The following is a 22,993-nucleotide window of genomic DNA, read 5'->3' as shown; positions in this document are numbered from 1 at the left end:
GATACCAGTCGATCCCGGTGTCCCCCTCTCGACGGGGTCCAGCCGCGTCATCCACTCACGTGGATTTCACGGACGCCGGGTGTCCTATGTATTGAGGTTAACGCTGGCTGTTCACCTGCAGGTAATCGGGTGCGGTCAGAAATGTCACAGAAACGATTCAGTTGGTGTGTTCAGGTGCCTACCCGGCGCTCAGAGCACATAAACGGAAGCTTTTCAGAGCGCTCCGGCATCGATTTTCTGCCACACGAGGGCGCCTTCGTCGTCTCGACTGCATTCCCAGGCCGAGTAGTCGCCGTCCGACTCGATCATCGTGAGGCGATCGGCGCTACCGTCGCGATCGAAATCGGACACGATCACGACGGCGTCGTCGGAGTGGACGACACGGCTGTCGACCGTTCCGTCACCGTCCAAGTCGAAGGCGTCGAAGTTCAGATCGCCGGCATCGACCGGTCCCGACGCGGGCCCGAAGGTCTCGGGCTCGATACGCCCAGGATCGAGCGCTTCGGCTTCGTGCCCGTCGATGTGTCCGGCCGTGATCAGAAATGCTTCCATTACTCCCCCTACTGGATGGTGACCTACCGCTTCGGCAACCCCTACCGAAACCGTCCGCTCAGTATTACCAGACCCCGACGATCAGTCGTGGCCGAAATTGCGGCACTGTGCAGAACTCTGCACTCGCGGAATGATCAGTAGGCGGCGTCCAAAACGGCGAGGTCGCGCTCGCACGACGCGAGCTGACCCGATCTGGCCGCGGCGAGCTCACGAAGTTCACCGTCGATCTCCACGATTCGAGCCTGCGCCGACGCCAACTGCTCGCGACTCTCCGCCATGATCGCCGCTCCCAGATCCGCCTCGGCCTCGAGCAGCACGCTCTGCACTCGCTGCTCCCACTGAGCGCGAACCGCCGACATCGATTCGACGATCCACGACCTGGAGTGGGCACGATCGGCCGTCAGCCCGCGAGTTCGCGCCAACCACCACGCCGCGGCGCCACCCAGAATCAACGTCACGGGGATACTTGCGAACTCCAAGGCCGGAATCATTTCCAGCGGAGTCACTGCGATACGGCCGAGGCCGAGACCCGCGGACGCGCCGACAAGAATTGTCACCCGGTCCTCGTTTCCGCGCTGACGGCCCGGCAGGCCCTCCGGAATCTGCGGGGAAGGCATGTATCCGTTCGTCCCCGCAGATTCCACCGCTGCCGCCATCGCGGCGTCGAACACCCGGGTGTGATGGTCGACCTCGTGCTGCAGTCGCGTCGGCACGCTGCCCAATTCGGCTCGCGAGGCCGTGTCGACCCAGGCACGTGCCCCGGCGACCGCCGCCCGGGTTGCCTCGGCGATTTGTTGTGACAGATCCCCGCGCGCTCGTTGCAGTCGGCTTCGCACCTGCACCAGGCGTTCGCCTCGTCGGCCGTCACGATCTGTGAGCAGCTGCGATCGCTCGGCCCGCAATTCGGCACCAGGAACACTGTCACGTAGATTCCGGATCTCCATCTCGATCATCCGGCGCGTCTGTGCGATGACTCCGGAATCCGAACCACCTGCTTCCCTCTCCCGTGCCGCCCGGCTCACGACCGCAACGAGTGACTGCTCCTGACCAGGCGCAATCGGGACCACCGGAGCCTGAGCAAAAGCGGTGCAGTGCGACGCGAGAATCTGGGCATCACGCCGGCGCACCGCCTGCCAGTCTCGATAGACGTCGACGCGGGTCAGCGCCACCACCACCGGGGTTCCGCTCGCCGCAGCGTCGCCGAGGAGAAGGAGATCCTCGCGTCCGATCACACTGGCGGCGTCGACGACCAGAAGTACGACGTCGGCGTCCACCTCGCGTGTCACTGTCGAACAGTCATCAGAAGCATTGAACATCCGGGCGACGTCTTCCCGTCCACACCTCGGTGGGCCGACAACGTAAATGCGAGTGCCACTGGATGTTTCGGCGGCGACCCGGCGACCCGGATCGGATGCCGGATTCCATCGCTGCACCACGCGCAGCACCGAATCCGGAAGTACCGAAACGCTATTCATCGGTCACCGCCGGGGCAGAGCGATCGCCTCCGAGCTGCGCCCACCGACGCACATACCCGCGTCGAATCAGTGAGACCCGTTGTTGCGGAAACTGTTCCGACTCGTCCACAAGCTCGCTCCACCACCGGCTGCACGTGCCCGCGTCGTCAGCGGTACGAGGATCGGGAGGCTCGCCTTGACGCAGGGCTCGAATTTCGGGGCTCATCATCGCCGCCGCAGCGCCGAACAACACCGCGGAGTCCGAACTCAGATACAACTCGATCTCGTCCCTGCCCGCAGCGCTGCGCGAGGCAGATCGCCTCAGCGCCGGGCCGATCTGCTCGACCCGGCCCCACCACTGCGCCTCCAGAACAGGTCCGAGAGCCGCGAACAACTCTTCGACGCCGCGCCCGGTCAGTGTCTCCACCGGAACCGTGGGCACGCCGACGTTCTCCGAGATTTCCGCCGCCCGTCCCAGCGCCTCGTCCCAGCGCGGACCGAACAAGTCAGCCTTGTTCGCAGCGACGACCACACGATCGGAAACTCGAGCAATGGCTCGGCCGTCGACGTCGCGGACCGCGTCGACCACCACGTAGACAACGCAACGACGACCCAGATCGGGGTTCGACGTTCCAGGGACATCGAATGCCCTCGACTCGGTCACCACAACCGGTGCGCCGACAACTCTGCGCGAGAACCGGTCGTCGCGCCCCAGGATCCGCGCCAACGACGACCGCCCCACCCCGGCTCGCCCGGCGACCACCAATTCGAGCGGCGCTGTCAGCGATCCGAGCACCGAGTGAACCGCCTCGGCGGCTCCCGAATCGATCGATGTCAGCCGATATGCCAGAGCGCGCAACTGATCGATCGGCTCCACGCAGGCGTCGTCGATCGATTCTGCGGGCAACATTCGTGACCAATTACTGCATGCAAATCCTGTGTTCATCCCCACCCCACGTCCCCATCGTGTCGGTGAGATTCTGTCAGGTTCTCGGCAAGGACGGCAGGTGACACCGCCCTTTCGCCGACAGTCCGAAGTCGACGGTTTCAGGACTTTCCGTGGAAAGTCTCAACTCAAACTTCAGACCCGTCTGCGCTAAACGGGGGTCATGCGTGACAATGGGTTCGTGAACGAAGCCGATCAGCATGCACCGCAGACCCCTGACACGGGGCAGACGGACCACACCAAGGGGTCCCGTCTCCATCCGAGAGTGACCAGCTTTCGCTCTCGCCGGGGTGCGCTGACCGACGCACAGCAGCAGGCTTGGGACCGTCAGTGGCCGCTCATCGGCGCCGACGTCTCGGACACACCGCTCGACGCGAACGCATGGTTCGGACGCGAAGCACCCCTGATCATCGAGATCGGTTCGGGTACCGGCACCGCGACGGCCGCAATGGCCAAGGCGGAACCGCACGTGAACCTGATCGCGATCGAGGTGTACCGCCCCGGGCTCGCGCAGCTTCTCCAGCAGGTCGAACGCGAAGAAATTCCCAACGTCCGCGTACTGCGCGGTGACGCGATGGACGTACTCGAGAACATGGTCGCCCCCGAATCGCTGACGGGCGTCCGGGTGTTCTTCCCGGATCCGTGGCCCAAGGCCCGCCATCACAAGCGTCGCCTCCTGCAGGGGCCGACGTTCGCGCTGATCGCCAACCGTCTCAAGCCTGGCGGAGTGCTGCACGTGGCAACCGATCACGCCGAGTACGCCGAATGGATCGAAGAAGCCGGCAATACCGAGCCGCTGCTGACCGCACTCGACTGGGAGTCTCCGATGACCCACGAACGTCCGGTCACCAAGTTCGAGGACAAAGCCCATAAGGTCGGAAGTGCAATCACCGAGCTTATATGGGGGAAGATCAGAGCATGAGCGTCAGCGAACAGCTATCCGACGACGTGACGTCGTCGGAATCTCCTCTCGACTTCGGTCGTGACTCCCGCCACCCCAAGCGGGTGCTTCTGGTCTGGGACGCCCCTAACCTTGACATGGGCCTCGGCGCTATCCTCGGTGGCCGGCCTACCGCCGCCTACCGGCCACGATTCGACGCTTTGGGTCGTTGGCTGCTCTCTCGCACCGCCGAACTGTCCGCACAGAACAGCGGCACGCTCGAGCCTGAAGCGACCGTCTTCACCAACATCGCGTCCGGCAGCGCCGACGTCGTTCGTCCTTGGGTCGAAGCCTTGCGTAACGTGGGTTTCGCGGTGTTCGCCAAGCCGAAGGTCGATGAAGACAGCGATGTCGATTCGGACATGCTCGAGCACATCGCGCTCCGGTACGGCGAGGGCCTCGCCGGAATCATGGTCGCGTCCGCCGACGGCCAAGCGTTCCGCGAACCTCTCGAGGACATCGCAGCAACCGGCATCCCGGTCCAGGTTCTCGGGTTCCGTGAACACGCCAGCTGGGCTGTGTCGTCCGATATCTTGGACTTCGTCGATCTCGAGGACATCCCAGGTGTCTTCCGTGAGCCTCTGCCACGGGTAAGCCTGGACACCCTGCCCGACGAGGGCGCCTGGTTGCAGCCGTTCCGACCGCTTTCTGCCCTGCTCATCGGGCGAAAAAGTGTTGCCGAGTAGGAGTTGATCAGTGTTCGCCAGCTGGGGAAGCATCGTCTATCGAGCCCGCTTCACCGTCATCGCTGTCATGGTGGCGGGGCTCCTCGGGCTCGCTGCGTACGGCCTGAGCCTGCAGGATCATCTCAGCCAGAGCGGCTGGGACGATCCGGGGTCGGAATCGGTAGAGGCTGCCAAACTCGCTGACGGCACGTTCGGACGCAGCACGACGGGTGACGTTCTGGCGCTGTACACGGCGCCAGAGGGCAAGACCGTCGACGACCCCGAGTTCCAAGCGAAGGTCATCGACAATCTGCAGCGACTCGTCGCCGACAACCCCGACCAGATCATGAAGATCAACGGCTCGTACTTCAAGGTCGACAACGGTCTCTCGGTGGCGGCCCTGGCGGACAAGACCAAGCAACACGCGGTCACCAGCATCGCGATCGCCGGAGACAACGACACCGCGGTGTCCAACAACTTCCGCGACGTCGAGTCGCAGTTCTACATCGACGGCGTCGACGTGCAACTCGCCGGCCTGCAACCTGTCGCGAATTCGCTCAACGACACGATGGCCAACGACATCAAGCGCATGGAAATGCTCGCGATTCCTGCTGTCGGTGTCCTGCTGTTCTTCGTCTTCGGTGGCGTCGTCGCTGCTGCCCTCCCGTTGATCGTCGGCGGTCTGACCGTCATCGGCGCCAACGGCATCATTCGACTGATCACCAACTTCACCGAGGTCAACGCGTTTGTTGCGCCCGTGGTCTCTCTGGTCGGCCTGGGTCTCGCGATCGACTACGGACTGTTCATCGTCAGCCGTTTCCGAGAAGAGATAGCCGAGGGGTACGACACCCCGACCGCTGTACGCCGAACGGTCATGACGGCGGGTAGAACGGTCATGTTCTCGGCGACCATGGTTGCCGTCAGCCTCGGCGGTCTGCTGTTGTTCCCGCAGGGCTTCCTCAAATCGGTGGCTTACGGCGCCATTGCTGCCGTCATGCTTGCCGCGATCTCGTCCATCACGATTCTTCCCGCGATTCTCGGCATTCTCGGCAAGCGGATCGACGCGCTGACCTTCAAGAAGCTGCGCCAGACCAAGACCAACGAGGAAATCGAGAACGGTTTCTGGGGCAAGCTCACCCGCTGGGTCATGCAGCATCCGCTCAAGGTCGCGGTCCCGATCGTCGCGGCTCTACTGCTGATGATCATTCCGCTGACGGGCATCAAGTTCGGCGGTATCAACGAGACGTACCTGCCCCCGGACAGCCCCACGCGTGTCGCGCAGGCGCAGTTCGACGAACTCTTCCCCGGCAATCGCACCGAGCCCGTTCGACTCGTCATCGAGGGAGCCGACAACACCACCCTCGGTCAGATTTCCAAGACCGCAAATGCTGCGCCGGGTCTGGTCGAGAAGTTCACCCCGGAGGTTGCGACGAAGGACGGTGTCAACGTCCTCAAGGCCGGTCTGACGGAGCGGAACGAGGCACGTCCCACCATCGACTATCTGCGGTCCGCGGACTGGCCCGAGGGCACAACTGTGCTGGTCGGCGGTACTCCGGCCATCGAGCAGGACAGCGTCGACGCATTGCTCGATCGTCTGCCGCTGATGGTCGTATCCGTCATCCTGCTGACGACCTTGCTGATGTTCTTGACGTTCGGCTCGCTCGTCCTGCCCATCAAGGCCGCATTGATGAGCGCGCTCGGACTGGGTTCGACGCTCGGAATCCTGACCTGGATCTTCATCGACGGGCACGGTTCCGGTCTCTTGAACTTCACGCCGGGACCGATCATGTCTCCCGTCCTGGTGTTGATCATCGCGATCGTCTACGGCCTGTCGACCGACTACGAAGTGTTCCTGCTCTCCCGCATGGTCGAAGCGCGAGCGCAGGGCGCGAGTACTACCGAATCCATCCGTATCGGCACGGCACATACCGGCCGGATCATCACCGCTGCCGCACTGATTCTGATCGTGGTCACCGGCGCATTCGGCCTGTCCGATCTGGTGATGATGAAATACATCTCCTACGGCATGATCTCCGCGCTGATCATCGACGCGACTCTCATCCGAATGTTCCTGGTCCCCGCGACCATGAAACTGCTCGGCGACGACTGCTGGTGGGCTCCGGCCTGGATGAAGCGGATCCAGCAGAAGATCGGGCTGGGCGAGCCGATCCTCGACAACGAGCTGGTACTCGCGAACGTCCCGCAGATCGCGCCTGTCGGTGCGATCGCCGGACCGGGGCAGCCGCGCAAGATCGAAGCGGCCTCGCGGGTCATGCCGCCGCCTGCCCCGGCTGCACAGCCGGAAAGCGGACCTCGCGTTCCCGATCCTCTCACCGAGCCCATTCCGCTCAGCGAAATGGCGATCAAGGCACCCAACACGGAGGCTCCCGCCGCGGAGAAGCCGGCACCGCGACGTCGTCTCGATATCGGGAGTGCAGCCAGCGCCCCCCAGAACCTGATCGAGGCACCTGTACCCAATCCCTCGTACCGACCGCAACCGAATGCCAGCGACAAGCGCAGAAACCCCACGCCCGCTGCGCCGGCCGAGCGTCCCATCGAGAGTTGGTTGTCGGACCTGCGGGCCCGGGAACAGACTCCCCCGGCCTCACGTCCACTGCCGGTGGTCCGGACGCCTTCGCGGACAAACGGTTCGGCGACCAACGGTGCTGCCAGCAGCAGTTCAGGCTCCAACGGCGCGAGCCGGAACGGCTCCGCAAACGGTGCTACCAACGGCTCTGCAACAAACGGTTCAGCCCCGACCTCGGTGGAGGCGACCCCCCAGTCGCCGCCTCCACCGACCGCTCCGGAGCGTCGTAACGGGGTTTTCACGGATTCGCCTTCGCCTACCAACGAGCCCCGAGTCTCGGACGCCACCCCTGACGGCGACGACAACGCCACCGGCAGGCACCGGCCTGACGACGCAGGCGCCATCAGCGTGAGCGAGCTCATCGCTCGCCAGAAGCGAAGCTGACCTGCTCCTGCTCCTGCTTGGCGAAGGCTCGTGCATAACGTGTCCCGACCAGCAGGAGCAGCAAGCCGACCACCAGGAAGGCAACGCTACGCACCAGCCCACTGAGTGTGGCCAGGTCGAAGAGGAACAGCTTTGCCACGGCCGCACTGGTGAGAGCAAGCCCGGCTCCGAGCAAGACGCGAGCGTGCTGGCGGTTGTTCAATCCGAGCACCAGCGCTGACGTGGCGGCGAGCATCCAGACGATGGTTGCAACGCTGTGCCCGGCAACGAATCCGGTTGCACTGTCGAAAATTTCGACGCCGGATGAGACGAGCGCGCACGTCACCGCGTAGAGGACACCGAACCCTGCGCCCGCCCATAGAACCGCTGCATTCGAATCGGCAATCAACTTCAGTCGGTGAATCGCCCAGACCAGCATCACCACCGCGCCTATCGCCGTCAGGCTCGAGAGCGCCGTGATCGCACCGAGTTGCACGGATGCGGCGCGAGCGGTCGTCAACGCTTCCGGCGGAACCGTCGTGAGGTATCCGATCGATCCGATTGCCGCAAAGGCGGTTCCGAGTGCGAAGACGAAGCGCGAACCCGCATACAGCGAGACTCCGAGGAAGATCATTCCGACCGTGAGGATCAGCGGTACGACCAGAGATTCAGTCGCCCCGGAGAAGCAGCAGAGCAACAATGTGAGGGCGCCGGTTGCGCCCAGTCCGAATCGCAGTTGCGTCGGCAAAGGCTTGGCCGCCGCTGCAGCCGAAAGAAGTAGTGCCGCAGCAATTCCGTACAGCACTGCGGATTCGGTGCGCCCGAGCACGGCTCCGACGCTCATCAGCGGAAGGCACGAGACGACAAAGGTAGCGGTGGACCACGCCCCTGCAATGCCGTCACGCGAGGGCGAACCCGTCCACTGCATAACCATCGCGCAGCCGGCCCCCACGATTGCAACCACGCCGGCACTGATCACTAATTGCACTGCACTGTTACCGGATTCGCCGAAGATGGACTCCGACGCTATCGCTGCGAGCAGTGCGAGAACCACCGGTACGGTGCGCGCCATGCCCAGGTACTTCCAGTCACGACCGAGCTGGGCGGAGAATGTCGCCGACTGGATCGCGAAGAGGAAACCGATGAGGGTCAACGATATTCCCGACGTCAACACGGGAGCCAGCAGCGCTGCTCCCAGAACGATCATGAGCGCCAGCGATTCGGAATCCCACTTCACGGCGAGGGCAACGCCGGCGGCGGCGATTCCGAAGGCAATCACCACCGCGAGCGGTGTCGTCACCCAACCGTAGAGAACGGAGGCTGCGACGACATCGAGATACATCCCTGCAAAACCGGTGGCAGCCAGGGCAATTGCCCCCACTTTGCCCCCTGGTCGTCCGTGGACCCGCACCCCGGCAAACACCAAGGCGCCGGAAAGGAGCGCACCGCCGAGCACCCGCAGCGGAGGTCCGAAGAATCCGGCCTGCGCTGCAAGTACCAGCAGCATCACGACGCCGATCAGTGTGACGGCAACACCTGCCGCGGCCAGGAGTCGACTGATGACACCGTCGCGTTGCCACCAGGGCTGGCGAGGTGCGGCAACCGGATACGTCGGCGGCTGCCACGCGGGAACGCTCTGCTGAGGACGCATTGGAGGCATCTGCGGCACCTGTGGCACCGGAGCTGCGGGTGCCGGAACTACCGGCATACGCGGGGTCGCAGTAGCCGAGGACAGCTGAGTCTGCAGGATCGACAGGTTCTGGCCCATGTGACGCAACTGCCGGCCGATGCTGTCGCACTCGGCCGAGAGGGCGGTCACCAGTCGCGGATCGACGGCGGAAGAGCTCGGTGTGGTCATGGCTTCGAGCTTGCTGCGTGGCCGAACCGATCAGATGAGTAGTACTACTCGATCAGCCTGGGGACTTCTCGTACTCAACTGAGGACGCCTTCGACTGACAGCACCCTCGACTGTCAGGGTACTAACGCCGAGGTGCCGCGTTCCGCAATCGTTCGGACAGAAGCCGACCCGAAGTGTGAAGCGGAGCGGGATCCTGACGCGCCCGAGCAAGGACCAGCGCGCCCTCGAGTGCGGACAGAGCGAGAATTGCCTCGGACTCGGCGTCTTCGCGGGACCAACCGTCTGCCTCGAGGCGCTGAGCCAGCAGTGCGAGCCACGAGTTGTACCCGTCCGCACAAGCACCGCGGATGACCTCGGATTCGGTTGCGGCATCCAGTGTTGCCGTAGCCAGGGCGCATCCACGTTCGTAGTCCGAATCCGACAAACGCGCAGCCAATGCGGCGGCGAATGCCGAGATCGCGGTGGCTGCATCGGGTGAGCTCTCCAGCAGGTGCCGGATGAAATCGGCCATTGCCTCGCCACGTCGTCTCAGAGCCTCGCCTGCGAGTTCTTCCTTGCCTCCGGGAAAGTGAAAGTACAAGGAACCTTTGGTAGTCGCACTAGCCGAGAGAACTTCCGACACCCCCGTTCCGGCGTAGCCCTTCCGCTGCAACAGATCGGCAGCGGCATCGACCAACAAATCCCTCGTAGACATACGTTCAATATACCGATCAGTACACATATCGACAACACTTGAAGTGCATAAATTGTCAAAACCTTGCATCACTAGACCGATTGGTACATGATTCGGGAATCAACAAACCGGAGCGCGGCCAACGACGCTCACGACGACGAAGGACTGAATCGATGTCACCGAATTCCCCGAACAACACCACCACGACCGTCCTCGGACCGGACGAAGACCTCGCCGGGACCCTCGCGGCCACCGGCGTCCGGATGATGGTTCGTAGTAAACAAACCGAGGGAGGTTTCTCTCTTGTACAACACCGCATCGCTCCGCATTCGATGACCTCACCGGTCCATCGCCACAGCCGGGAAGACGAGTACACGGTGGTTCAAAGTGGCCGCGTCGCAGCGATGGTCGGAGACGAGGTCGTCTACGCGGAGACCGGCGCCATGATCTTCAAACCGCGTGGCCAGTGGCACGCCGTGTGGAATCCCGACGACGCTCCAGCACGGATTCTCGAAATCATCACGCCCGGAGGGATGGAAGACCTGTTCGAACTGATGCCGAAACTACTGGCCGAAGCAGGTTCCGCCGCGGAATCGGTTGCAGCGCGGGTAGAAGCAGACTTCGGGATCGAATTCGATCTCGTTGCTACCGCCGAGATCGCACAGACACACGGTGTGGGATTCGGCATCGAAAGTCACTGACCGACTGTCAGCACCTACCGATCGAAGGAAAATTCATGCTTGTACTCACCGGAGCAGAAGACCTCAGCGCCAACCTGAACCAAGAGCTGGGCGTCAGCGACTGGCACGATGTCACCCAGGAGTCCATCGACGAGTTCGCCCGGGTCACCGGCGACGATCAGTGGATTCACGTCGATGTGGATCGCGCGAAGGAGTCGCCGTTCGGCGGAACCATCGCGCACGGCAACTACACGCTCTCACTCGGCCCCAAGTTCTCGTACGCAATGTTCTCGCTCGAAGGTTTTGCGTTTGCTCTCAACTGCGGATTCGACAAGGTCAGGTTGCCTGCTCCGCTTCCGGTCGGCTCTCGTGTCCGCATGCGCGCGACGTTGAGCAAAGTCGAACCGATCAACGGCGGTGTCCAGATCACGGTGACGCAGACGTTCGAACGAGAACACGGTGACAAGCCCGTGTGCGTCGCCGAAATGTTGACCCGCGCGTATCACTGAAAGGTCAGGAGCCGAACATCTTTCGAATCGTGGTACCGAAGGGATGCTTCGCGGTGACACTGCCGAATCGCACCTTGCCGTGCACCACCAGATGCAGCGGGCCCATCTGTGGGCCGGACCGAACCTTGTTCGACGCGCTTCCGCCGACTGCCTCGACACCGTTCATGTCCACCGTCGCCTCTTCGGGAACGATCAGTGAAATCGAGCTGGCGTAGTCGTCGATCGAGATGTTCACGACCTGCGTCTGCATCACCGCGCGCGTGAAATCGATAGTCACACTGGACATTCTGGTGTCGACCACGACAGCTGGTGGAACGATCCAGGCACCGTTCCGCGTCACCGTCGCCATTCGTCCACGGATCACGGCAGCATTTGCCGCTCCGTAAGTACCTACAACCGGAGCCCCGACGGGAGCGCGGTAAGGCGGGCTCGGGTGAACCGGCGGCGGTTGGGGTTGGTACGTCGGCGCCGGGTAGGGCTGGCCTTGGTACATCGGCTGACCCGCGTTGGGATACGCGGGTGGGTCGTAGTCGGAGATCAGTGTGATGCCCGGAAGATCGGCGAGAACCGAGTTGAGCTCACCTCGTGTCTTTGCGGCCAAGGCAGTGTCCATGCGCTCGGTGAACTCACCGAGCGAGAGCATCCCTTGACCGACAGCTTTCTGCAGCAGCTCGCCGACATGCTCTCGTTCGGCATCGGATACGCGTAGATTCCTGGCCTCCATGATTTCCAGGATAAACGTTATTCGAGACCTTGTTCTATCGCGTATCGCGTGAGCTCGACGCGATTGGCCAACTGAAGCTTCCGAAGCGTTGCCTGCACATGGTTTTCGACGGTCCGGTGGCTGAGCGAGAGCCTCGTGGCGATCTGTTTTGCGCTCAGCCCCTTGGCGACAAGACGGAGCACTTCGGTCTCACGGTCGGTGAGCCGAGGCAGCTCGGGTGCGCGATCGTCGGCCGGTGCCGTCGACATCCGGCGGTACTCACCGAGCACCAATCCGGCGAGGCCGGGGGTGAAGACGGCTTGTCCGTCGAAAGTCGCTCGCACGGCCTCGAGCAGTTCCGCCACCGAAGCACTCTTGACCAGGTAACCCGACGCTCCGGCTTTGACCGCGTCGAGGACGTCGTCACGTTCGGCAGAGGCCGAAAGCACCAGTACCTTGCTCTTCGGCGAAACCTCGAGAACTGCGGTGGTGGCGTCGGCACCGTTTCCGTCCGGAAGGTTCATGTCCATCAGAACCACCGCCGGTTGCACGGCGGCGGCCCGGCGGCGCGCACTCTCGACACCCTCCGCCGTGGCGCTCACGGTGAAGCCGGCAGCTTCGAGGTCCCGGGAGACACCGTCGCGCCACATCGGGTGATCGTCGACGACCATCACCGTCACCGGATTCTCGCCATGTTCGTCAGCCACGCTCACTTTTCCCCTTCGGAACGTTGATCTCCCATTCGGTGCCCTCCCCCGGCCCGGTTTGCAGGACTGCAGTGCCGCCGAGCACCTGCACTCGACCGAGGATGGACTTCGATACTCCCATGCGGCCTTCGGCTTCGGCCTGCGCCAAGCGACCCTCGGGGATTCCGACGCCGTCGTCGCGGACGCTGACGATCACCTCGTCCGGCAGATCTTCGAGCAATACGTATGCCTTCGCCGCGGGCCCGGCGTGAAGCCCGACATTGGACAGAGCATTGTCGACGATGGCTGCCAGTTCGATGGCTCGATCACGCTCGATCACGACGGGGTGCGCGGGCGTCGACACCGACACCGACGTGCTTGCCTGCGTGGTCAGCAGCGGACACAGATCCACTGTCTGTCCGCCGACGTCTGCCGCGGCGCCCGAAACCTGCTCGGAGATCAGCATTCTCAAGGCGACCTCCTGCTCACCGGCCAGAGCAGCCAGTTCAGCTGCCTCGCCGCCGAGTGCCGCACCTCGCCTGCGCACCATCGCCAGCACCTGCAGAACGCCGTCGTGTACTTCGCGTGCCAAACGCTCGCGCTCTTCGGTGGCCGCCGCCAGACGGACGGCTTGCTCGAGTTGTCGATGCGAGCGCCGAGCGGTGGTGGTGGCCAAGCCCAACGCCAGGCCGACCGATACGAGCACGGGAGCCGTCGCATCGCGCCAGAGGTCCAGGTTGACCTGGTCGCGGATGATCGCGCTGGCCGCCGAGATGACAACTCCGGACGCCATACCGAGCCACGGCCCGCCGAGAATTGCCGCGGAGATGACCGCGTTGGTGGCCCACAGCGTGGTGGGCAGCGTCTGGTGATTCTGATACCACTCGTGGTCGGAGACCAGCCTCGTCGACGCCATCAGCAAGATGACGACCACCTGATCGGCGATCACCACCTGATACCGCGGCAGCTTCTTCCCGAACAAAGCACCGGATGTCCCGAGCAACAGTGCCGACACCCCGGTCCACACGGCCATCAGAGCGACGAAGAACCAGCTGAGCCGAGAGTTGGTGTAGTCGGAGGCCGAGGCGAACTGGTAGCTGATCGCGTACACCAGCGTGACGAGCCGAAATGCCTGCGCCGCCCGCCACAGCGGGGCATCAGGGTCGGTGTCGACACCCGACGCCTCGCGAACGGTCGGCTGATAGTGCAGCCGACGACGGCGGGTGGGCTCAGTCATCGGGAGGAGTGGGGTTCACGATGCGAGGCTCGGCGCGCGGCTCGTCGGGTTCGGCGGGGAACAGTGGGGTTTCCGGATCTTCGACGTGCAGTTCGGCGTACGCGATGTCCGGGTCGTCGGCGAGGAGGGAACGAATAGCGGTATTCAGGACCGCGACGATCGGGACAGCCAAGAGCCCGCCGACGATTCCAGCGAGAACGATGCCCGTTGTAATTGCGAGAACGACTGCCAGCGGATGCAGGCGAACAGCGCGACCCAACAACAGCGGTTGCATCACGTGCGCTTCGAGCTGCATGACGCCGATGATGATGCCGAGGACAATCAGCGCCGTCAGGAAACCCTTCGTGACCAGAGCGACAAGCACCGCGAGAAAACCGGTCAGAAATGCACCGACGATCGGAATGAACGCGCCGATGAACACCAACGACGCCAGCGGCAGGGCGAGCGGCACCCCGAGGATCGCCAGGCCGGCACCGATACCGATCGCGTCGGCGGCGGCAACCGCGACCGTGGCGCGCACGTAGCCGATCAGCGACCCGAAACCTGCAGAACCGGCGATCCGTACGCGACGACGCGCGTCGGTGGGAACGATCCGGGTGACGAACTGCCAGATCTGATCGCCGCCGTAGAGGAAGAAGATGAGAGTGAACAGCGTCAGCAATGCCCCGGTGAAGATCTCGCCGATGACTGTCGCCGTGGTCAAGGCGCCGCTGGTCAGGGACTCACGATTGGATTGCACCGACTTGACGACCGAATCACCTGCCTGGCGGATCTGATCCTCGCTGAAGTGCAGCGGACCGCTGGTGAGCCAGTTCTGAATTTGCGTGACGCTGGCCGTGAACTGGTCGGTGAGCTGGGGCAACCCGTCGATGAACTGCTCGACGACAAACGTCATGATTCCCGCGACCAGTCCGATCGAGGCAAGCAGAACGACGATGACGGCTGCCGAGCGGGGAACACCCCACACCTGTAGCCGATCGACAATCGGGATCAGCAGAGCTGATGCCAGCAGAGCCAGCCCCACCGGGATGAGCACGGTTTCGAGGCGGAGTACGACGTACCCGAGAACCAACAGTCCGGCGAAGATCACAATGAGGCGCCACGACCATTCCGCAGCGATGCGCACGCCGGGATGCACCGCCCGAGCGTCGGCGGAGATGGGTTTGTTCATCCTCGATGCTCGCTCCGCACGCCCCCTGTTTGCGTTCACATCGCGAGCCTAACCGGCCCGGCCGACACAGGTGAGCGGACGAATAATCGGACGCGCGTACCAACACTTCGACCTCTGCCAGCTAAATTGAACCCTGTGCGGGCCTCATACAGAGCAATAGCGGTGACCATCCGCAGCCGGTGGCCCCTCTATATGCTCTCCATGCTCGCAGCCAATCTGATCGGCGCGGTACTTGTCTTTGCCTTCGTCCGGTACGGCGTGCCGATCCAGGAGTCCGACGCGATAGTTGCCGACCGGGTCCGCAACTTCGCGATCTTCGGCGTGTACCTGGCATTCGCCGGCGCCGTCAGCCTCACGGCGGCGGCGATGATGTTGAAGTCGGTCATTCGCTGGCGGCTGCGCGGGGGTCCACCGACGAGGTCCGAGCAGATGGCGGCACTGCACGCGCCGCTTCGCCAGGCCATCGTCCACCTGGTGCTGTGGATTCTGGGCGGCATCATCTTCGTGTTCCTGACCATCACCGAGATGCCCGGACTCGCGATCGCCGTGATCGTGACGGTCTGCATGGCCGCGACCACGACCTTCGGGTTCACCTACATGCTCGGTGAGCGCATTTTGCGTCCGGTCGCCGCCCAGGCCTTGAGCGAGGGCGAATTCGATCGGACCATGGCGCCTGGCGTCGGAACCCGGCTGGCGATGACCTGGGGTCTCGGCACGCTGATGCCCGTCGCAGGCATCATCTTGCTGTGCTCGACGCAGCTCACGACCGATCTCGAGTTCTCCCCCGACTCGCTCGCGTGGGCGATCCTGCTCATCTCGATCATGGCGATCGTGCAGGCCTTTGCGCTGTCGATGCTGACGGCTACCCAGATCTCCGATCCGATCCGCCAACTGCGACGCGCCATCGAGCGGGTGCAGCGCGGCGCCACCGACGTACGCGTCGAGGTGTTCGACGGCAGTGAGATCGGCCGGCTGCAGGTCGGCTTCAACCGCATGATGAAAGAGTCCGACGAGCGTCGTCTGCTGCGTGAGCTGTTCGGTCAGCACGTCGGCGAGGACGTGGCCCGGCGCGCGTTGAAGTTCGGTACCGAGCTGGGCGGCGAAACTCGATTCGTGGCAGTTCTGTTCGTCGACATGGTCGGATCAACCGGTGCCGCGGCCGAGCGCCCGCCGGGTGAAGTGGTCGAACTGCTCAACGAGTTCTTCCGTGTGGTCGTCGACGTCATCGATCGTCACCATGGTTTTGTCAACAAGTTCATGGGTGATGCGGCACTCGCCATCTTCGGTGCACCACTAGATCGGCCCGACGCTCCGACTGCGGCCTTGGCGGCGGCTCGCGAGCTGCGGTTCAAGCTCAACGACATCACCGGCCTCGACGTCGGAATCGGTGTGAGCGCGGGGCTCGCGGTCGCCGGCAACATCGGTGCTGCCGAACGTTTCGAGTACACCGTGATCGGTGATCCGGTCAACGAGGCGTCACGGCTCACCGAGCTCGCGAAACTTCGGCCCAGCCGGGTGCTGGCGTCGACGAGCGCGTTGTACTTCGCCGACGAAGAGGAACAGGCCGAGTGGGAACTCGGCGAGCAAGTCCAACTGCGTGGGCGCCGACGACTGACGCATCTGGCGTGGCCCGAAAAGTATCCAGAGGTCGATCCGGATCAAATTGGTTAGGGTGAGTCGATGGCTCAGCCTGGAAACACCCCACGGCGACTGAGACGACCACGCTCGCCCGTGGCCGAGACCAGTCGGGCCAGAGGGCGCTTCTGGTGGCTGAAGTGGGTGCTCGGGATAGCACTCATCGCCCTCCTGATAGTCGAAGGCGCATATCTCTGGCCCAGGCTAAGTGAGGCCTGGCGGGTCCTGACCGAAATCCATTGGGGTTGGGTGGCCGCGTGCGTCGCGGCCCAACTCATTTCACTCAGCGGTTACGCGTCCGTTCAACAACGTCTGCTCAATGCCGCTGGTGTGGTTGCCGGTCACCTCAAGAACCTCTCGGTCATCTATGCCAGTACGGCAATGGCGCTGACGTTGCCTGCGGGCCAGGTCTTCTCCACTGCGTTCACGTACAAGCAGACTCGAAAGTGGGGCGCTACACCGGTTGTCGCATCCTGGCAGTTGGCGATGTGCGGTGTCATCGCCGCGGCGACTCTGGCACTACTCGGCGCTACCGGCGCGGCGGCGTTCGGCACCAAGGTCAGCCCGGTGACGCTGACGATTTCGCTCGTCGGCATGGCAGCACTGTTTCTGGCGTTGCGATACATAGCCCAGAATCCCGGCAGCATCGAGCGCATCGGGCACCGAGTTCTGGCGCTGTACAACCGTTCTCGCAAGAACCCGACCGGGCGCGGTATGCACCGTTGGTCCGAAATCCTCAAGCAACTGGATTCGGTCGAGCTCAGCCGCACCGACTCGGTCATCGCATTCGGGTGGTCGGCCATCCATCGTGTCGCCGATGTCGCTTGTTTGGGTTTCGCATGCTGGGCGGTGGGCGCGGAACCCTCCTTCGCGGGGCTCCTGATTGCCTTTACCGCCGCCAAAGCAGTCGGCAGCATTCCGCTGCTGCCCGGCGGGCTGGGCTACGTGGACACCGCACTGATCACCGCGCTGACGATCGCCGGTGCCAGTGGAGCGCAGGCAATTGCGGCATGGTTTGTATATCGGATGGTCAGCTTCGTCGGGGTCGCTGTCGCCGGTTGGATCGTCTTCTTGATCACTTTCCGTGCAACCCACCACGAAGACCTCGAGATGGACCTCGAGTTCGAACGCCGCGAACAGCCGGGCGTCTAGCGTCGCAACGCTGCCGCCATGTCGTCGAGGTGTGCCCGGCTGATCCGTACGGCTGCCTCCGCGTCGCCGGCTTCGATGGCGTCCACCAACATTCGATGCTCGTCCGCATCGGGCTGGCTGTGGGGATGCAGGTCCAGAACCGCGATCAACTCGATCAACGCAGCCCGCAGACGCGGTACAAAGGTCTCGAAGAGTTCCGACAGCACGGGATTGTGTGCCGCGTCCACCACTGCTCGGTGGACGGCGATGTCGGCGTCGACGAACGCTGCGTCGCCAGAGTGCGCTGCGGCAGTTCTACCGTCGAGCGCTTGCCGCAGAGCCGCGACGTCAACGGCATCGCGCCGCTGCGCAGCGAGGCGAGCTGCTTCGATCTCGACCGCGTTGCGCACCTCGACGACGTGAAGGATCGCCTCGGCTTCGAGCACTCGGGGCCACTGATCCGGAGGCGTCGTACTCCGTAGGAAGACCCCGGCGCCCTGCCGCGATTCGAGCATGCCGAGGCCCGCGAGAGTCCGCACTGCTTCCCTGATAGTGGACCGCCCGATACCCAACTGCGCAGCAAGAGTGGTTTCACCTGGAAGTTTGGCGCCGACTTCCCATTCACCGCTCACGATCCGCGCGCGTAGCAACTCCGCGGCCTGGTCGGTGAGCAGCCGACGCTCGACGATCGGGGACACGTGAACTCCTCAGGTTGTCTGATAAGTAATTTCGTTCTAGTGTAGCCCGCATGGCTACAGGAGCACTCCTTCTCGACTGCCGCGGCGGGGCCTGAAAGACCGGCACCCCTCCGCGGGGTTTCGCCATGCCGGTCTCTCGACTCGACCGCAGGAGAAACCGAAGATGAGTACTACCCGCGCCAACCGCTGGAACAACCAGAAGCCGTCACCCATGCCGTCCGAGCGCTATCGCGCCGCGTGGGATCGCGTCGACATTCCGACTTTCGAGCGGACGTGGCCGTCCAATCGCACCACCGCGGCGCCCCTGTGGGTGCCCGTCGATCTGCGTGACGGCAACCAAGCCCTCGCAGAACCGATGGACCCCGAACGCAAGCGTCGAATGTTCGAACTGATGGTGGCAATCGGCTACAAGGAAATCGAGGTCGGCTACCCCTCCGCGAGTCAGACCGATTTCGATTTCGTTCGCGACCTGGTGCGCTTCGATCTCGTTCCCGACGACGTCACTATCGTCGTATTCACTGCCGCGCGTACGGATTTGATCGAACGGACGTATCAATCGATCGAGGGGCTGCCTGACGCGGTCGTCCACATGTACACGGCGACTGCGCCGACGTGGAGAAACGTCGTTCTCGGCAAGGAGCGAGAAGAGCTGCACGACATGATTTTCCGCGCCGCGCAAGACGTTGCTCGTGGCGGCGAAGGCCACGACGGCTGGCGATTCGAGTTCTCACCCGAGGTCTTCAACCTCACCGAACCCGACTACATCCTGCAGGTCTGCAACAGTCTCACCGAACTCTGGGACGCCAGTCCCGATCGCCCGGTCATCCACAACCTGCCTGCCACAGTCGAAATCGCCACCCCCAACATCTATGCCGATCAGATCGAATACATGCACCAGAATCTGGCCCGACGCGATTCGGTGATCCTCTCGGTCCACCCGCACAACGACCGCGGCACCGGCGTTGCGTGCGCCGAACTGGCAGTGCTGGCCGGCGCGCAGCGCGTCGAGGGATGCCTGTTCGGCAACGGCGAGCGGACGGGCAACGTCGACCTGGTCACACTGGGGCTGAATCTGCATGCACAGGGCGTCGATCCGGAAATCAACTTCTCCGACATCGACAAGATCCGTCGAACGGTGGAGTACTGCAACCGAATTCCCGTCCACGAGCGCCACCCGTACGGCGGCGATCTCGTGTACACGGCATTTTCCGGAACCCACCAGGACGCGATCAAGAAGGGCTTCGCGCATCACTACGAGAGCGCGGAGGCTGCCGGCGTCGATCCGGGATCGGCGCCGTGGGCGGTCCCCTACCTGCCGATCGACCCCGCCGACGTCGGCCGCGACTACCAGGCGGTCATTCGTGTGAACAGCCAGTCGGGCAAGGGCGGAATCGCATATCTGCTGCAGACCGAGTACGGGGTCGAACTCCCCCGGCGCCTGCAGATCGACTTCGCCTCGCGAGTGCAGCTCGAAACCGACGACTCGGGCACCGAAATGACTGCCGACCAACTGTGGAAACTGCTGCTGCGCGAGTACGGGTACAACGGAGGAGTGCGTCGGTACTCACTGGAACACACCGCCGACGGTGATCAGTTGTTCGTTGCCATCGATCGCAACGGGCGCGAGGTCACCGCCGCGGCCAGTGCGTCCGGCCCAGTCGAGGCATTGAGCAAAATCCTGACCGAACAGGGCTCAGCCGTCGAGGTCGTCTCGCTCACCCAGCATTCACTGCCCCGCAACCCGAATTCTTCCGGGAGTGCGAATTCGGCAGTCACCATTGCAGAGTGCGTGGTGAACGCCGAAGGGCGCTGGGGCATTGCGGTGCATCAGTCGGTGACAGCGTCGGCGCTTCACGCGGTCTACGCCGCAAGCACAAACACTGTGATGCAGCTCACATGATCTTGCGGAAGGATTTCCTGGGGTCCATAGTTGAAGCTACAAGAACTTGAACATTCAACTACTTATTCAGGAGCTTCCATGACCACCGCAACCTTGCCCGCATTGACCGCCGGAACCTGGGTCATCGACACCGTCCACTCCACTGTCGGATTCTCGGTTCGCCACCTCATGGTTTCCAAGGTTCGTGGAACGTTCGACGAGTTCTCCGGAACGATCACCGTTGCCGAAGACGGAACCCCCGCCGTCGAGGCCGAGATCTCCGTGGACTCCATCAACACCAAGAACGAGCAGCGCGACGGCCACATCAAGTCCGCTGACTTCTTCGACGTCGAGAAGTTCCCGAAGGCCACCTTCAAGTCCACCGCAGTGCGCTCCAAGGGCAGCGACTTCGTCCTCGCCGGCGACTTCACGCTCCACGGCGTCACCCGCGAGGTCGAGCTGAACCTCGAGTTCAACGGCGTCAACCCGGGCATGGGCCAGGGCCCCGTCGCAGGATTCGAAGCCACCACCGTCATCAACCGCAAGGACTTCGACATCTCCATCGAGATGCCCCTCGAAGGCGGCGGAGCAGTTGTCGGCGACAAGATCACGATCACCCTCGAGATCGAAGCCGGCCTCCAGGCCTAACAGCACTGTGCGCCTTTATTAACCGCCCGCGGTTAATAAAGGCGCACAGTCGTATGGTGTGAGCGTGAAGAAGTACGCACCATTCCTGCTGATCGACGCCATTCTTGTCATAATCTTCTGCGCGATAGGGCGCCGTACCCACGAAGAAGCCAATGCGCTCGCCGGTCTGGCGAAGACATCCTGGCCCTTCCTGACCGGCCTGGTGATCGGATGGGCTGCCACGTTCGCGCTCTACCGCGACAAGTTCAACGCCGTTCTCCTTGTTCCCACCGGCGTTGTCGTTTGGCTCGGCGCCGTCGTCTTCGGGATGATCCTGCGAGTGTTGAGTGGCCAGGGCACCCAGTTCAGCTTCATCGTCGTCGCGACGCTGGTCCTCGGCGCGTTCCTTCTCGGTTGGCGCGCACTCGCTCCGCTGGTAGTGAAAATCCGCACCAAGTCGTAACCAAACTCCACGGCTCGGAACCACCCGAAATGCCCGAGCACGTAGGACACTTTTCGGATGAGCAACACTACGGAGCCCGTCGAACGTAGCGAGAAGGAAGACCGGGGGTTCTTCGGCCAACCCTTTGCGCTGGCGAACCTGTTCGGCGTCGAGATGTGGGAGAGGTTCTCCTTCTACGGGATGCAAGGCATCCTCATCTATTACCTGTACTACAGCGTCAGCGACGGCGGCCTCGGCATCAGCCAGGCGGCAGCGACCAGCATCGTCGGCGCGTACGGCGGCACCGTCTACCTGTCGACGATTCTCGGGGCGTGGGTGGCCGACCGACTGCTCGGCTCCGAGCGCACGCTCTTCTACAGTGCTTCGCTGGTGATGGCCGGCCACATCGCACTGTCGGTTCTTCCCGGCATGTGGGGTGTCGGCGTCGGCCTCGTCATGGTCGCCTTCGGCAGCGGCGGCTTGAAGGCCAATGCGACCTCTCTGGTCGGAGATCTCTATTCCGAACAGGATGTTCGCCGCGACGCCGGATTCTCCATCTTCTACATGGGCATCAACATCGGCGGTCTTGTCGGCCCGCTGCTCACCGGAGCTGTCCAGGACGCCTGGGGATTCCACGCCGGTTTTGCTCTCGCTGCCGTCGGCATGGCACTCGGCCTGATCCAGTACACGCTGGGCCGCAAGCATCTTCACGGAATCGGTGCCGAACCCGGCAACCCGTTGCCGGCGGACAAGCGCGCACTCTACATCGGGATCGGCATTGCCGCGATCGTCGTCGTCGCGGTCGCCTCCGTCACCGGCTTGATCACGGCGGACAACATGTCCGACGTCGTTGTCGGACTCACGATCGTCGCGTCGGTCGGTTACTTCCTCCTCATGCTCACCAGCAAGAAGGTCACCAAGGTCGAACGCAGTCGAGTCTTTGCATTCATCCCGATGTTCATCGCGAGCGCGGCCTTCTGGTCGCTGTTTCAGCAGCAGTTCACCACCGTGCCGGTGATCTCAGACAAGCTCCTGGACCGCAATCTCTTCGGTTGGGACTTCCCGCCGACGTGGGTACAGTCGATCAATCCGGTGTTCATCATCATCTTTGCCGGTGTGTTCGCAGCGATGTGGACCAAACTCGGTGACCGTCAGCCGTCGTCGCCGATCAAGTTCGCGCTCGGTACCGGCACGATGGGTCTGGCGTTCCTGGCGTTCATCCCGATCACCGGGGGCGGACCGAACAGTGCACCGCTCCTCGGCCTTGCCGGTGTGCTTCTGCTCTTCACCTTCGCGGAACTCTTCCTGTCCCCCGTCGGCCTTTCCCTTGCAACCAAACTCGCGCCCGAGCATTTTCACACTCAGATGGTGGCGTTGTTCTTCTTGTCCGTTGCATTGGGTTCTTCGATGGCGGGAACCTTGGCCGGTTACTTCGACATCAACGACAGTCGCCCGTTCTTCCTGATCATCGGTTTCTCGTCGATCGGAATCGGAGTGATTCTTGCTCTTGCCTCGCCGTGGATCAAGAAGCTGATGCAGGGCGTGAAGTAGACGGGC

The 22,993-nt window shown here is 63.2% G+C and carries 21 protein-coding genes; 11 read left to right on the top strand and 10 right to left on the bottom strand.

Annotated elements, in window-relative coordinates; translation table 11 throughout:
- Window positions 1–213: 213 nt before the first annotated feature.
- From EHW12_RS05155 to EHW12_RS05145, 3 genes are all read right to left on the bottom strand, one after another.
- A complete protein-coding gene (locus EHW12_RS05155; RefSeq protein WP_063314962.1) occupies window positions 214–552 on the bottom strand; it encodes a DUF6802 family protein in 339 nt (112 codons plus the stop codon).
- Window positions 553–686: 134 nt separating this feature from the next.
- On the bottom strand, window positions 687–2,027 hold the full coding sequence (locus EHW12_RS05150) for a hypothetical protein (RefSeq protein ID WP_241199106.1): 1,341 nt from the start codon (window positions 2,025–2,027) through the stop codon (window positions 687–689).
- Entirely contained in the window at window positions 2,020–2,916 is an 897-nt protein-coding gene (locus EHW12_RS05145) for a GTPase domain-containing protein (protein WP_125050354.1), read from the bottom strand. The genes EHW12_RS05150 and EHW12_RS05145 overlap by 8 nt, the downstream gene beginning before the upstream one ends.
- 199 nt (window positions 2,917–3,115) lie before the next feature.
- On the opposite strand from EHW12_RS05145, the gene trmB reads away from it, so the two are divergent.
- From trmB to EHW12_RS05130, 3 genes are read left to right on the top strand one after another with little or no spacing between them, the layout of a single operon-like run.
- Window positions 3,116–3,874: a tRNA (guanosine(46)-N7)-methyltransferase TrmB gene (trmB, locus tag EHW12_RS05140; protein WP_065456091.1), complete on the top strand. Its 759-nt coding sequence runs from the start codon at window positions 3,116–3,118 to the stop codon at window positions 3,872–3,874.
- Window positions 3,871–4,578 carry an NYN domain-containing protein gene (locus EHW12_RS05135; RefSeq protein WP_003945733.1) on the top strand — a complete coding sequence of 236 codons (708 nt, stop codon included), beginning with the start codon at window positions 3,871–3,873 and terminating at the stop codon, window positions 4,576–4,578. Before trmB ends, EHW12_RS05135 begins: the two co-directional genes overlap by 4 nt.
- 10 nt (window positions 4,579–4,588) lie before the next feature.
- Window positions 4,589–7,528: an MMPL family transporter gene (locus EHW12_RS05130; RefSeq protein ID WP_007734492.1), complete on the top strand. Its 2,940-nt coding sequence runs from the start codon at window positions 4,589–4,591 to the stop codon at window positions 7,526–7,528.
- Here EHW12_RS05130 and EHW12_RS05125 read toward each other — a convergent pair.
- Together EHW12_RS05125 and EHW12_RS05120 are read right to left on the bottom strand one after the other, a co-directional pair.
- Window positions 7,503–9,365: a DUF2339 domain-containing protein gene (locus tag EHW12_RS05125; RefSeq protein ID WP_125050353.1), complete on the bottom strand. Its 1,863-nt coding sequence runs from the start codon at window positions 9,363–9,365 to the stop codon at window positions 7,503–7,505. The genes EHW12_RS05130 and EHW12_RS05125 overlap by 26 nt on opposite strands.
- 121 nt (window positions 9,366–9,486) lie before the next feature.
- On the bottom strand, window positions 9,487–10,059 hold the full coding sequence (locus tag EHW12_RS05120) for a TetR/AcrR family transcriptional regulator (RefSeq protein WP_042920278.1): 573 nt from the start codon (window positions 10,057–10,059) through the stop codon (window positions 9,487–9,489).
- Window positions 10,060–10,211: 152 nt separating this feature from the next.
- Here EHW12_RS05120 and EHW12_RS05115 point away from each other — a divergent pair, with 152 nt between their 5' ends.
- Together EHW12_RS05115 and EHW12_RS05110 are read left to right on the top strand one after the other, a co-directional pair.
- On the top strand, window positions 10,212–10,739 hold the full coding sequence (locus EHW12_RS05115) for a cupin domain-containing protein (protein WP_065456094.1): 528 nt from the start codon (window positions 10,212–10,214) through the stop codon (window positions 10,737–10,739).
- Between the two features lie 35 nt (window positions 10,740–10,774).
- A complete protein-coding gene (locus tag EHW12_RS05110) occupies window positions 10,775–11,227 on the top strand; it encodes a MaoC family dehydratase (RefSeq protein ID WP_003945664.1) in 453 nt (150 codons plus the stop codon).
- Window positions 11,228–11,231: 4 nt separating this feature from the next.
- On the opposite strand, the gene EHW12_RS05105 is transcribed toward EHW12_RS05110, so the two are convergent.
- Genes EHW12_RS05105 through EHW12_RS05090 form a run of 4 tightly spaced genes read right to left on the bottom strand, consistent with a single transcriptional unit; the run spans window position 11,232 to window position 15,024 of the window.
- A complete protein-coding gene (locus tag EHW12_RS05105; RefSeq protein WP_007734485.1) occupies window positions 11,232–11,951 on the bottom strand; it encodes a DUF1707 domain-containing protein in 720 nt (239 codons plus the stop codon).
- Between the two features lie 17 nt (window positions 11,952–11,968).
- On the bottom strand, window positions 11,969–12,601 hold the full coding sequence (locus EHW12_RS05100) for a response regulator transcription factor (protein WP_047269712.1): 633 nt from the start codon (window positions 12,599–12,601) through the stop codon (window positions 11,969–11,971).
- A 28-nt stretch (window positions 12,602–12,629) separates the two neighbouring features.
- Window positions 12,630–13,853, bottom strand: coding sequence for a DUF5931 domain-containing protein (locus tag EHW12_RS05095; RefSeq protein ID WP_003945490.1), 1,224 nt, complete (start codon window positions 13,851–13,853; stop codon window positions 12,630–12,632).
- Window positions 13,846–15,024 carry an AI-2E family transporter gene (locus EHW12_RS05090; protein ID WP_007734480.1) on the bottom strand — a complete coding sequence of 393 codons (1,179 nt, stop codon included), beginning with the start codon at window positions 15,022–15,024 and terminating at the stop codon, window positions 13,846–13,848. Before EHW12_RS05090 ends, EHW12_RS05095 begins: the two co-directional genes overlap by 8 nt.
- Window positions 15,025–15,216: 192 nt before the next feature.
- On the opposite strand from EHW12_RS05090, the gene EHW12_RS05085 reads away from it, so the two are divergent.
- Both EHW12_RS05085 and EHW12_RS05080 read left to right on the top strand, forming a co-directional pair.
- Window positions 15,217–16,695 carry an adenylate/guanylate cyclase domain-containing protein gene (locus EHW12_RS05085; protein WP_003945952.1) on the top strand — a complete coding sequence of 493 codons (1,479 nt, stop codon included), beginning with the start codon at window positions 15,217–15,219 and terminating at the stop codon, window positions 16,693–16,695.
- Window positions 16,696–16,704: 9 nt separating this feature from the next.
- The gene (locus EHW12_RS05080; protein WP_058039159.1) at window positions 16,705–17,811 is read left to right on the top strand and encodes a TIGR00374 family protein; all 1,107 of its coding nucleotides are present in this window, start codon (window positions 16,705–16,707) and stop codon (window positions 17,809–17,811) included.
- Here the strand turns inward: EHW12_RS05080 and EHW12_RS05075 are convergent.
- Window positions 17,808–18,488 (bottom strand): FadR/GntR family transcriptional regulator, encoded by a 681-nt coding sequence (locus tag EHW12_RS05075; RefSeq protein WP_007734477.1) that lies wholly within the window; start codon window positions 18,486–18,488, stop codon window positions 17,808–17,810. The two genes, EHW12_RS05080 and EHW12_RS05075, sit on opposite strands and share 4 nt — an antisense overlap.
- Window positions 18,489–18,651: 163 nt before the next feature.
- Here EHW12_RS05075 and EHW12_RS05070 point away from each other — a divergent pair, with 163 nt between their 5' ends.
- From EHW12_RS05070 to EHW12_RS05055, 4 genes are all read left to right on the top strand, one after another.
- Window positions 18,652–20,388 (top strand): 2-isopropylmalate synthase, encoded by a 1,737-nt coding sequence (locus EHW12_RS05070; RefSeq protein ID WP_125050352.1) that lies wholly within the window; start codon window positions 18,652–18,654, stop codon window positions 20,386–20,388.
- Between the two features lie 78 nt (window positions 20,389–20,466).
- Window positions 20,467–21,015: a YceI family protein gene (locus EHW12_RS05065; protein WP_003945643.1), complete on the top strand. Its 549-nt coding sequence runs from the start codon at window positions 20,467–20,469 to the stop codon at window positions 21,013–21,015.
- A gap of 64 nt (window positions 21,016–21,079) precedes the next feature.
- A complete protein-coding gene (locus EHW12_RS05060) occupies window positions 21,080–21,457 on the top strand; it encodes a DUF3054 domain-containing protein (RefSeq protein ID WP_050655475.1) in 378 nt (125 codons plus the stop codon).
- A gap of 57 nt (window positions 21,458–21,514) precedes the next feature.
- Window positions 21,515–22,987, top strand: a complete 1,473-nt coding sequence (locus tag EHW12_RS05055) for a peptide MFS transporter (RefSeq protein ID WP_125050351.1) — start codon at window positions 21,515–21,517, stop codon at window positions 22,985–22,987.
- The last annotated feature ends 6 nt before the right edge of the window (window positions 22,988–22,993 follow it).

This window comes from Rhodococcus sp. NJ-530, assembly GCF_003860625.1.
Lineage (GTDB): Bacteria > Actinomycetota > Actinomycetes > Mycobacteriales > Mycobacteriaceae > Rhodococcus_F > Rhodococcus_F qingshengii.
This window is presented reverse-complemented; position numbering and strand designations above follow the sequence as displayed.